This window comes from Bacteroidales bacterium, assembly GCA_031275285.1.
In the GTDB taxonomy this organism is placed as follows: domain Bacteria; phylum Bacteroidota; class Bacteroidia; order Bacteroidales; family UBA4181; genus JAIRLS01.
In genome coordinates this window covers 41,530-52,384 of record JAISOY010000167.1, presented here as the reverse complement: position 1 = coordinate 52,384, position 10,855 = coordinate 41,530, and the positions used below count along the sequence as shown (strand labels likewise).

General features: G+C 41.4%; 13 protein-coding genes. All 13 read left to right on the top strand.

Features of this window, described 5'->3' with window-relative positions:
* On the top strand, positions 1-958 hold a 958-nt coding region (locus LBQ60_16725), incomplete at its 5' end, for a preprotein translocase subunit SecY (GenBank protein MDR2039568.1).
* A gap of 7 nt (positions 959-965) precedes the next feature.
* Positions 966-1,745, top strand: a complete 780-nt coding sequence (gene map, locus LBQ60_16720) for a type I methionyl aminopeptidase (GenBank protein MDR2039567.1) — start codon at positions 966-968, stop codon at positions 1,743-1,745.
* 15 nt (positions 1,746-1,760) lie between these two features.
* Positions 1,761-1,979, top strand: coding sequence for a translation initiation factor IF-1 (gene infA / locus LBQ60_16715; protein ID MDR2039566.1), 219 nt, complete (start codon positions 1,761-1,763; stop codon positions 1,977-1,979).
* 40 nt (positions 1,980-2,019) lie between these two features.
* Entirely contained in the window at positions 2,020-2,136 is a 117-nt protein-coding gene (ykgO, locus tag LBQ60_16710) for a type B 50S ribosomal protein L36 (GenBank protein MDR2039565.1), read from the top strand.
* Between the two features lie 30 nt (positions 2,137-2,166).
* Positions 2,167-2,544 carry a 30S ribosomal protein S13 gene (gene rpsM / locus LBQ60_16705; protein ID MDR2039564.1) on the top strand — a complete coding sequence of 126 codons (378 nt, stop codon included), beginning with the start codon at positions 2,167-2,169 and terminating at the stop codon, positions 2,542-2,544.
* Positions 2,545-2,563: 19 nt separating this feature from the next.
* Positions 2,564-2,953 (top strand): 30S ribosomal protein S11, encoded by a 390-nt coding sequence (gene rpsK / locus LBQ60_16700; protein MDR2039563.1) that lies wholly within the window; start codon positions 2,564-2,566, stop codon positions 2,951-2,953.
* A 43-nt stretch (positions 2,954-2,996) separates the two neighbouring features.
* Complete coding sequence (gene rpsD / locus LBQ60_16695; protein ID MDR2039562.1) at positions 2,997-3,599, top strand: 30S ribosomal protein S4; 603 nt, start codon at positions 2,997-2,999, stop codon at positions 3,597-3,599.
* 9 nt (positions 3,600-3,608) lie between these two features.
* Positions 3,609-4,601, top strand: a complete 993-nt coding sequence (locus LBQ60_16690) for a DNA-directed RNA polymerase subunit alpha (GenBank protein ID MDR2039561.1) — start codon at positions 3,609-3,611, stop codon at positions 4,599-4,601.
* A gap of 7 nt (positions 4,602-4,608) precedes the next feature.
* Positions 4,609-5,286, top strand: coding sequence for a 50S ribosomal protein L17 (rplQ, locus tag LBQ60_16685; protein MDR2039560.1), 678 nt, complete (start codon positions 4,609-4,611; stop codon positions 5,284-5,286).
* 139 nt (positions 5,287-5,425) lie between these two features.
* Positions 5,426-7,972: a prolyl oligopeptidase family serine peptidase gene (locus LBQ60_16680; protein MDR2039559.1), complete on the top strand. Its 2,547-nt coding sequence runs from the start codon at positions 5,426-5,428 to the stop codon at positions 7,970-7,972.
* 197 nt (positions 7,973-8,169) lie between these two features.
* Positions 8,170-8,625: a ribonuclease HI gene (gene rnhA, locus LBQ60_16675; protein ID MDR2039558.1), complete on the top strand. Its 456-nt coding sequence runs from the start codon at positions 8,170-8,172 to the stop codon at positions 8,623-8,625.
* Positions 8,626-8,786: 161 nt separating this feature from the next.
* Positions 8,787-9,854, top strand: a complete 1,068-nt coding sequence (serC, locus tag LBQ60_16670) for a 3-phosphoserine/phosphohydroxythreonine transaminase (protein MDR2039557.1) — start codon at positions 8,787-8,789, stop codon at positions 9,852-9,854.
* A gap of 21 nt (positions 9,855-9,875) precedes the next feature.
* The gene (locus LBQ60_16665; protein MDR2039556.1) at positions 9,876-10,799 is read left to right on the top strand and encodes a 3-phosphoglycerate dehydrogenase; all 924 of its coding nucleotides are present in this window, start codon (positions 9,876-9,878) and stop codon (positions 10,797-10,799) included.
* Positions 10,800-10,855 lie beyond the last annotated feature (56 nt).

Sequence of the window (10,855 nt, the reverse complement as noted above, 5' to 3'; positions counted from 1 at the left end):
CTTAATTTTCCAGGCACCTACTTATCTGGCCAACCTTCATGCCCAGTTACAGCCGAGCGCATTCCTGTTGACCGGAGCATGGTTTACCGTATTTTCTACGATCATCCTGATCAGTGGGACTATGTTTATCATGTGGCTTGGAGAACGTGTTACCGATAAGGGAATAGGAAACGGTATATCCCTGATCATTATGGTAGGTATCATTGCCCGTCTTCCACAATCAATTATTCAGGAATTAGCTATCCGTCTGGAAAATCAGGGCGGTGGTCTGGTCGTATTCCTGGTGGAAATAGTTATCTGGCTTGCTGTTATTGCAGTATCCATACTTTTGGTACAAGGTACTAGGAAAATCCCGGTGCAATATGCAAAGCGGATTGTCGGGAACAAGCAATACGGCGGAGTTCGTCAGTATATTCCATTGAAGGTCAATGCAGCTGGTGTAATGCCTATTATCTTTGCACAGGCATTGATGTTCATTCCTGTTACGATTGCCGGATTTACTGCAACAGGAGAATCCATGAGCGGATTTTTGATGGCATTCACCAATGTTACAGGATTTTGGTATAACTTTGTATTCGCATTTTTAATCGTTGTTTTCACATATTTCTACACTGCAGTAACAGTTAACCCGACGCAAATGGCTGAAGATATGAAGCGGAACGGTGGCTTTATTCCAGGAGTGAAACCCGGGAAAAAAACGGTTGAATATTTGGATTCCATCATGTCGAAAATTACATTGCCCGGATCCTTATTTTTAGCATTTGTAGCTATTTTGCCTTCATTCGCTAATATTTTCGGGATCAGCTATCAATTTTCGCAGTTCTTTGGTGGCACCACCCTGTTGATCATGGTAGGTGTTGTATTGGATACCTTACAGCAAATCGAAAGTCATTTGTTGATGAGGCATTATGATGGATTAATGAAGAGCGGCAGGATCAAAGGCCGTTCGGGTAACTAAAAGTTCTTTGATGGTTATTAAGACTGATCAGGAAGTAGAGTTGCTCAGGCAAAGTGCGCTTTTGGTTTCGAAAACCTTAGCCGAGGTGGGAAGCATGGTTCGTCCGGGTATTTCCACATTGGAACTGGATGCCCGTGCCGAGGAATTTATCCTCGATAACGGTGCAAAACCGGGATTCAAAGGCTATAATGGTTATCCGAACACTTTGTGTACTTCAGTCAACAGTCAGGTGGTGCATGGCATTCCATCCAAAAACGCGGTGTTAAAAGATGGTGATATCGTTTCCATTGACTGTGGCGTTATCCTGAATGGATATTATGGCGATAGCGCCTATACCTTTCAGGTTGGTGAGGTGAGCGAATCTACCCGCCAGTTGCTTCAGGTGACCAAGGAATGTTTGTTCAAGGGCATAGAAGCAGCAGTTACAAAAAACCGGATGGGGGACTTAGGTTATGTGATTCAACAACATGCTGAAAGTCATCATTATTCGGTAGTACGTGAATTAGTCGGTCATGGTATCGGAACCCAAATGCATGAAAGCCCCGAAGTGCCTAATTATGGACGCAGGGGAGTTGGTGCGCGGCTGAAAAAAAACATGGTTCTGTGTATCGAGCCGATGATCAACAAGGGCAAACGGGATATTGTTGAAGAACGTGATGGCTGGACCATCCGTACCAGGGACAATGAACCGTCGGCGCATTTCGAATTAACAGTGGCCGTTGGAGAACACCAGGCAGATGTGTTATCAACGTTTTCATTTATAGAAGAAAAATTAAATCTTAATTAAAGTGTTGTCATTCATATGGCTAAACAACTTTCTATAGAACAAGATGGTACGATACTGGAAGCATTGTCAAATGCTATGTTTCGTGTCGAACTGGAAAACGGACATATCGTGACGGCCCATATTTCCGGAAAGATGAGGATGAATTATATCAAGATTCTTCCCGGCGATAAGGTCAAACTCGAAATGTCCCCCTATGACCTGACTAAAGGTCGGATCAAATTCAGGTATAAATAAATCAATTAGTTAGAAAATCGTAATATTATTAGATACGACAATGAAGGTAAGAGCATCTATAAAAAAAAGAAGCGAAGATTGTAAAATCGTAAGACGCAAAGGCCGTCTTTATGTGATAAACAAAAAAAATCCGAAGTTTAAACAACGTCAAGGATAACATTAATCGAAAATATCATTTTGTTGTAATATGGCAAGAATTGTTGGTGTTGATTTACCAAAAAATAAACGCGGAGAAATAGGTCTGACCTATATTTACGGAATAGGACGCAGCTCTGCACGTAAGATCTTAAGTACAGCCGGTATTGATCTTGATAAAAAGGTACAGGACTGGGATGATGATGATTTAGGGAAGATACGTAGTATCCTCAACGAAGAATATAAAGTTGAAGGTGAATTGCGTTCCATTGTACAGTTGAACATCAAACGTTTGATGGACATCGGTTCTTATCGTGGCGTTCGTCACCGTATCGGTTTACCTGTAAGGGGACAGAGCACGAAAAATAACGCACGTACCCGTAAAGGCAAGAAGAAGACCGTTGCAAATAAAAAGAAAGCTACCAAATAATTAGTATAGATTAAGGATTATGGCAAAAAAGTCAGGAACAACCAAGAAAAAAGTTGTTAAAGTAGAACCTATCGGACAGGCACATATTAACGCTTCGTTCAATAATATTATTATTACTCTGGCCAATAATTCCGGACAGGTGATATCATGGTCATCAGCCGGAAAAATGGGTTTCAAAGGTTCGAAAAAGAATACCCCTTATGCAGCCCAGACAGCTGCTTCTGATTGTGCAAAAGTGGCTTTCGATTTAGGCTTACGTAAAGTAAAGGTTTTTGTAAAAGGTCCCGGTTCAGGACGTGAGTCGGCTATCAGGACCATTCATGGAACAGGTATCGAAGTTACCGAGATTGTTGATGTCACTCCATTGCCACACAATGGTTGCCGCCCTGCTAAACGTAGAAGGGTTTAAATAATAATTATTTATGTTCGATTTCTCAAAATAGATTAATACAATGGCAAGATATACTGGACCTAAAACAAAAATTGCAAGAAAATTCGGAGAACCGATCTTCGGTTCCGATAAGGCATATGAACGTAAACCTTATCCTCCGGGACAACACGGTAACACCAAAGGAAGAAAGAAGACATCGGAATATGGTGTTCAATTGAAGGAAAAGCAAAAAGCAAAATATACATATGGTGTGTTGGAACGTCAGTTTTCCAATCTTTTTGATAAAGCACACCGTAGCCATGGGATTACTGGTGAAGTGTTATTGCAGTTACTTGAATCCCGTCTGGATAATGTAGTTTATCGTTTAGGAATTGCTCCTTCGCGTATGGCAGCACGTCAGTTGGTATCACACCGTCACATCGTCGTCAATGGCGAAGTAGTGAATGTCCCTTCATATCAGTTGAAAAACGGACAAACCATAGGTGTACGTGAACGTTCCAAATCTCTGGAAGTTATCACTAATTCTGTTCCTCGTCAATCACGTTATTCATGGTTGGAATGGGACGCCAGCAGTATGACCGGAAAATTTCTGAATGTACCTGAAAGAAGTGATATTCCTGAAAACATCAAGGAACAACTGATTGTAGAATTGTACTCAAAATAAAATAATAACATGGCGATTTTAGCTTTTCAAAGACCCGATAAGGTGGTTATGCTCGAAGCCGATGATAAACACGGCAAATTCGAGTTTCGTCCACTAGAACCTGGCTACGGTATTACAGTAGGTAATGCCTTACGGAGGATATTATTGTCTTCCTTGGAAGGGTTTGCTATCACCAAGATCAAAATAGACGGTGTGCAGCACGAATTTTCCACTATTCCGGGAGTAGTGGAAGATGTGACCGAAATAGTCCTGAATCTGAAACAAATTCGTCTGAAACAACTTGATGAAGCTACGGAAAGTGAGTCGATTCATGTTGTGCTCAATGGGCAGTCCGAATTCAAAGCCGGTGATCTGGATAAATTCCTGGTAGGATTTAAAGTATTGAATCCTGACCTGGTAATTTGTACCATGGACAATAATGTGAAGCTTCAGATGAAGGTTGACATTGAAAAAGGGCGCGGTTATGTTCCTGCTGAAGAAAATATGCCTGAAAATGCGGAAATAGGATTAGTTGCGATCGATTCCATTTATACACCGATCAAAAACGTCAAATATGCGATTGAGAATTATCGTGTAGAACAAAAGACGGACTATGAAAAACTGGTGATAGAATTGGATACAGATGGCTCTATTCATCCGAAAGAAGCACTTAAAGAGGCTGCAAAAATATTGATCCATCATTTCATGCTTTTCTCAGATGAAAAGATCACTCTTGAAACTGAAGAAAAACAGGTAGCCGATGAATTCGATGAAGAAATTCTTCACATGCGTCAATTACTCAAAACACGGTTGGTAGATATGGATCTATCGGTACGTGCACTTAACTGCTTGAAAGCAGCTGAAGTGGATACTTTGGGTGATTTGGTCAAATTCAGCAAAAACGACTTATTGAAGTTCCGTAATTTCGGAAAAAAATCCCTTACCGAACTGGATGAGTTATTAGAAAGTATGAATTTGAATTTTGGAATGGATATAGCAAAATATAAATTAGATAAGGATTAATTAGCAAATGAGACACGCAAAAAAGATAAATCACCTGGGTCGCACCAATACGCACCGTAAGGCGATGTTGTCCAATATGGCTTCGTCGTTGATTATGCACAAACGCATTACCACCACCACTGCGAAAGCCAAGGCATTAAAAGTATATGTAGAGCCATTGATTACCCGCTCAAAAAATGATACTACCCATTCACGCCGCGTAGTTTTCAGTTACCTGCAGGATAAAGATGCTGTTTCTGAACTGTTCCGTGATATTTCTCCGAAGATCATGGATCGTCCGGGCGGTTACACCAGGATACTGAAAACAGGATTCCGTAAAGGCGATGCTGCTGAAATGTGTATCATTGAATTGGTAGACTATAATGAAAACATGTTGGCTGCCAAGGATACGAAGGCTAAGAGTACTACCACACGTAGAAGCAGACGCGGAGGTACCAAGAAAGCTGCCGGTGCAACGACAGCCGAAGCCGCTACTCCTGCTGCTGAAGCAGCTCCTAAGGCTAAAGCCAAGAAAGCTGAAAAGGTAGAAGCAGTAAAAACCGAAGAAACTGTTGTTGAAGCTCCTGAAGTAAAGGAAGAGGTGAAGGAAGAAGAGACAGCAGTAAAAACGGAAGAGCAGCCTAAAGAAGAGGTGAAGGAAGAAGAGGCTCCTTCTGAAGAAAAAGAGGAAAAGAAAGAAGAATAACAATTAGGTTATTTTCTATATGTATAATAAAGGTGGCCTTTCGGACCACCTTTATTGTTTTCTGCCGGTACCGGAGAAAAATCATTAGGTGTTTCACCGGAAAATATTACTTTTACAAACTTCGTAAAATTCAATCATGATGAAACGTTTTATTTTTCTGGCTTTTATTGTTTTTGCATCTCAGGTATCTGCGCAGGATAGTATATCCTATGTAGCAGTAAAAAGTTGTATGGTCGCAGGACCTGTTTTTCTTCAGAAGCCTGTCTTAGTTGACTCTATCAATATTTTTGACAAGAAATATGATGCAAAACAGATATTAGGGACAAAAGTATCATCCTCTATAGTGATGCAACAATCTAAAGAAAAACAAGCTGATCCGGTTTCCGGCTACTTTACTTCCGGGATCGGGTCTGGACATCAGTCATCATTGCATTTTTTTAATTTTGTGGTCACGGCTAAGGGCTTTACCAAAATAAAACTGAAGGTTTCTTCTCCCCAAGCGTTTGAGATCTATGTGGGTGGAGAAAAAGTCCTGGATAAATACTCTACGCAAAAGAGCCTGGATAAGGCAGCATCTGTCGAATGGTCATCCAATGTGGAACCTAAAAGCTATGAAATTTCAATAAAATGCCTTTCCATGGCAACCGATTCCATTCCTCCATCCATAAAAATCGATATAAAACCGGATCAACCCCAGAAAATATTTGCCAGTGCAACATCTGGTCAGCGTCCTTTTACATTATACGATATACTGGAAGGAGAACGTCCTACCAGCACATCCATCTCGCCTGACGGAAAATATGTACTTCTGAATACTACCGTTGTTCTTCCCAAAGGGAAAAGAAGTTCCCAGGTGAAGGTAATGAATGCAACGACCGGGGCAGTGATTCTAAATAGTAGTGGCGACCGGGGATGGCGGTGGATGCCTAGAGGAAGTCGTTTGTATTCTACCACCACGGGAACTACCGGAAGAAATTTGTATGTACTGGATCTTTCGGTAATGCAGGAAAAATTATTGGCCGAAGACCTTCCCGAAGGATATTTTTACTGGTCTCCTGACGAGACTTACCTCATATTTTCCATTACCGATAAGGCACCGGAAAGCAAGGACGGCGGCGTCCATCAGATATTAACTCCACAAGACCGGCAGGCAGGGTGGAGGAACAGGAGTTTTCTCTATCACTATGACCTTGCAACAGGAGTGCTTCGGCCGCTTACTTTTGGTTACCGGAGTTCATACTTGAGTGCCATCAGTCCTGATGCAAAGTCCATCGTTTTTTCTACCGGCAGGGACCATTATTCTGAGCGCCCCTTCTCTCTGAGATCTTTTTTTCACTTGCATCTCAATACGATGGAGGTAGATACGCTATGGCATGATATTAAATACGGGAGCGTTTCCGGATTTTCACCGGATGGGAAGCAATTGCTCCTTTCGGGAGGTCCTGAATCATTCGATAAGATAGGATTGGATGAAAGGGTGACCGGTATTCCGAATCCCAGTGACGGGCAGGCGTATATTTATGACCTCGCTTCAAAGGAAATCAAGGCAATTACCCGCGATTTCAATCCTTCCATACAAAATATGTATTGGAATAAAGTCGATAATAATATCTATTTCCTGACTACAGATGAAGATTATGTGAATGTTTACCGCTATCAGGTGAAAAAAGACAGGTTTGAAAAATTAGATCTGCCGGCTGATGTGGTCCAGAATATCAGTATTGCAGATGAAGCACTGGTACTTACCGGGGTAGGGCAGAATACATCATACGCCTCAAGGGCTTTTCGTGTTGATTTGAAGAACAGTAAAACAGTCATTCTGGATAATCCGATGAAGCCGGTAATGGATCAATTAACCCTTGGACCTGTCGAAGATTGGAATTTTCAGGCATCTGATGGTACGGAAATTAAAGGTCGTATTTATTACCCGTACGATTTTCAAAAAGATAAAAAATACCCGATGATAGTATATTATTACGGAGGGACTACGCCGGTTAACCGAGGTTTTGACGGGCGTTATTCCTTCCACCTTTATGCTACAATGGGATATATTGTGTATGTGATACAACCCAGCGGGGCCATTGGGTTCGGACAGGAATTCTCAGCACGCCATATCAATGCCTGGGGTGAATATACGGCGGATAACATCATTGAAGGGACAAAAAAAGTTTGTGAGGCACATCCGTTTGTTGACCGTACAAAGGTCGGCTGTATCGGGGCGTCTTACGGTGGTTTTATGACCATGTACCTGCAAACCCGTACTGATATTTTTGCGGCTGCTGTTTCGCATGCCGGGATCAGTGATATTACCAGTTATTGGGGCGAAGGTTACTGGGGTTATTCGTATAATGGATATGCGGCTGCTGATTCCTATCCGTGGAACAATGCGGATTTATTTGTTGGACAAAGCCCGCTTTTCTCTGCGGATAAAATAAACACTCCCCTCCTTTTATTACATGGGGATGCGGATACCAATGTACCGGTTGGTGAAAGTATCCAAATGTTTACCGCCCTGAAAATATTAGGAAAGCCTGTAGAGTTCATCTCCATAGCAGGGGAAAACCACCATATCATGGATTATGACAAGCGTATACGATGGAATAACAGCATATTCGCCTGGTTTGCCAAATGGCTTCAGAATGACCCTATCTGGTGGAATGAAATGTACCCGAAAAAGAATTTCTGAATATTGCCGAAAAAAGCGCCCTATCAGCAAAGTTTGGCACGGTTTTCGATATATATTTAATAGTTTTTTTTCATAATTTTGTAGTAGTTAGTAGTTAGTAACTAGAAAGGGCCGTTCGGGAGAACCGCTCTTTTCGTATTTATAGGGTCGTACTTTCTTACCATTAGAGAAAAATTGTAATTTTACCTGAAAAAATAATGCACATCACCATATATACAGACGGATCTTCACTGGGCAATCCGGGGCCGGGAGGATACGGAGTTGTTATGTTGGCCGGACCACATCGAAAAGAACTGTCTCAGGGTTATCAACGTACCACGAATAACCGGATGGAATTACTGGCGGTGATTGTTGCTCTTGAAGCTTTAAAGTTTCCCAAAAGCCAGGTAACTATCCATACAGACTCCCAGTATGTAGTTAATTCTGTAGAAAAAAGATGGGTATTCGACTGGGAAAAGAAAAGATTCGCAGGAAAGAAAAACAGTGACTTGTGGATACGTTTCTTAAAAATATACCATTCTCATCATGTCCGTTTTGTATGGGTTAAAGGACATGCCGGAAATAAGGAGAATGAACGGTGTGATTATCTAGCAGTCACCGCTGCACAGAGTAAGGATCTATTGGAAGATACCGGGTATATAGAAGAACAATGAATGGATATATTTCAGGTAAAAACAAGTAACTGATACAAACAACCCGGAAGTTTAAAACATGTTATTATGTTTTTCCTGATTTATGACGCAGGTAATAAAAAAACGCTTAATTTTGCTCCTTTTTATGATAAAAGTCAGTGATTATTTTAATATAAACCAGTATGCAAAAACATAATTTCAGTGCAGGCCCTTCTATTCTTCCCCGTGAGGCTATTGAAGCAACTGCACAAGCCGTTTTGAACTTCAATAACAGTGGATTATCCCTTATGGAGGTATCGCATCGCGGCAAGGATTTCGAGGCAGTGATGGATGAGACAATCGCATATGTCAAAGAATTATTGTCGGTTCCCGAAGGTTATTCGGTACTTTTTCTCGGAGGTGGTGCGAGCATGCAATTTTGTATGGTTCCTTTCAACTTGTTGGAGAAGAAAGCTGCATACCTGAATACAGGGACATGGGCAAATAAAGCAATGAAAGAAGCCAAAGGTTTTGGAGAGACCATCGAAGTAGCTTCTTCAAAAGATGCAAATTTCTCATATATTCCCAAAGGATATACGGTTCCTGCTGATGCTGATTATTTCCATATCACTACCAACAATACCATTTTCGGGACCGAATTATTCGAAGATTTCAATGTAAAACCAATATTGGTGGCAGATATGTCATCCGACATTTTCAGTCGGCCGGTAGATGTTTCCCGATATGGGTTAATTTATGCAGGTGCCCAGAAAAATCTTTCCTGTGCCGGAGTAACCCTTGTTATCGTTAAAGACGATATCCTTGGAAAGGTTTCACGCCATATTCCATCTATGTTGGACTATCGGGTTCATATCGAAGCCGGATCCATGTACAATACACCTCCCGTATTGCCTATCTTTACTGCCCTTCAAACCCTGAAGTGGATCAAAGCGAATGGGGGAGTGGCCGGAATGCAAAAGCGCAACCAGGAAAAAGCAGCCGTTTTGTATCAGGAAATTGATCGTAATAAAATTTTTAAAGGAACTGCAGCAAAAGAAGACCGTTCTATTATGAATGTATGTTTTGTAATGGCTGACGGTTATCAGGATTTGGAAAAAGGGTTTCTGGAATTTGCGCAATCCAAAGGAATGGTTGGGATCAAAGGACACCGTTCTGTTGGAGGCTTCCGGGCATCTATATACAATGCTATGCCTATTGAAAGCGTACAGGCATTGGTGGATTGTATGAAAGAGTTTGAAGCAAAAAATTAATGAGTTAACAAAACACCATAAATGAAAAAAGTTTTGATTGCCACAGAAAAGCCTTTTGCTGTGGTTGCGGTGGAAGGAATAAAAGATATTTTGGGAAAAGCCGGATATGAGGTCGTATTATTAGAAAAATATGCCGGATCTGCAGAATTGCAACAAGCTGTTGCTGATGTTGATGCATTGATCGTCCGTAGTGATAAGGTTACCAAAGAAGTCGTAGATGCTGCCCGTCAATTAAAGATTGTCGTGCGTGCCGGAGCGGGGTATGATAATCTTGACCTTGAAGCCTGTACTGGAAAAGGAGTCGTTGCTATGAACACTCCCGGACAAAATTCGAATGCTGTTGCCGAACTGGCCATCGGCATGATGATTTTTATGGCACGTAATCAATTTACTCCCGGAACCGGATCTGAATTGAAAGGCAAAAACCTGGGCATTCATGCTTACGGGAATGTAGGAAAGTTAGTAGCTGTCCTCGGGAAAGGATTTGGAATGAATGTATTTGCTTTCGATCCTTTTGTAAGTGAGGAAACATTGAAGAAGGATGGTATCACGGTTATTACCGATGTGAAAGAATTGTATCGGAAATGTCACTATGTATCTTTACATATACCTGCAAATGACAATACAAAGAAGTCCATTGGCTATGATCTTTTCTCATCTATGCCTAAAGGTGGTGCATTGATCAATACTGCCCGTAAGGAGGTGATTGATGAAGATGGCTTACTTAAAGCCATGATGGAACGTAATGACCTGAAATATGCGTCGGATATCGCTCCGGATGGAATTGCCAAAATGGAAGACAGCGTGGGATTACGTGTTTTTGCCACTCCTAAAAAAATGGGTGCAGAAACAGCGGAAGCCAATATCAATGCAGGTCTTGCAGCGGCACAACAGATTGTTGATTTCTTTCAAAAGAAAGATACCCGGTTTCAGGTAAATAAGTAATCTGATAAAGATCGTTATATATAGAGACCGGATATTTTCCGGTCTCTTTTTTATTT

What these genes read in the sequence shown, in the direction of transcription:
- infA (MDR2039566.1), top strand. Translation starts at nt 1,761, where the DNA reads ATGGCTAAACAACTTTCTATAGAACAAGATGGTACGATACTGGAAGCA.
- ykgO (MDR2039565.1), top strand. Translation starts at nt 2,020, where the DNA reads ATGAAGGTAAGAGCATCTATAAAAAAAAGAAGCGAAGATTGTAAAATC.
- rpsM (MDR2039564.1), top strand. Translation starts at nt 2,167, where the DNA reads ATGGCAAGAATTGTTGGTGTTGATTTACCAAAAAATAAACGCGGAGAA.
- rpsK (MDR2039563.1), top strand. Translation starts at nt 2,564, where the DNA reads ATGGCAAAAAAGTCAGGAACAACCAAGAAAAAAGTTGTTAAAGTAGAA.
- rpsD (MDR2039562.1), top strand. Translation starts at nt 2,997, where the DNA reads ATGGCAAGATATACTGGACCTAAAACAAAAATTGCAAGAAAATTCGGA.
- LBQ60_16690 (MDR2039561.1), top strand. Translation starts at nt 3,609, where the DNA reads ATGGCGATTTTAGCTTTTCAAAGACCCGATAAGGTGGTTATGCTCGAA.
- rplQ (MDR2039560.1), top strand. Translation starts at nt 4,609, where the DNA reads ATGAGACACGCAAAAAAGATAAATCACCTGGGTCGCACCAATACGCAC.
- LBQ60_16680 (MDR2039559.1), top strand. Translation starts at nt 5,426, where the DNA reads ATGAAACGTTTTATTTTTCTGGCTTTTATTGTTTTTGCATCTCAGGTA.
- rnhA (MDR2039558.1), top strand. Translation starts at nt 8,170, where the DNA reads ATGCACATCACCATATATACAGACGGATCTTCACTGGGCAATCCGGGG.
- serC (MDR2039557.1), top strand. Translation starts at nt 8,787, where the DNA reads ATGCAAAAACATAATTTCAGTGCAGGCCCTTCTATTCTTCCCCGTGAG.
- LBQ60_16665 (MDR2039556.1), top strand. Translation starts at nt 9,876, where the DNA reads ATGAAAAAAGTTTTGATTGCCACAGAAAAGCCTTTTGCTGTGGTTGCG.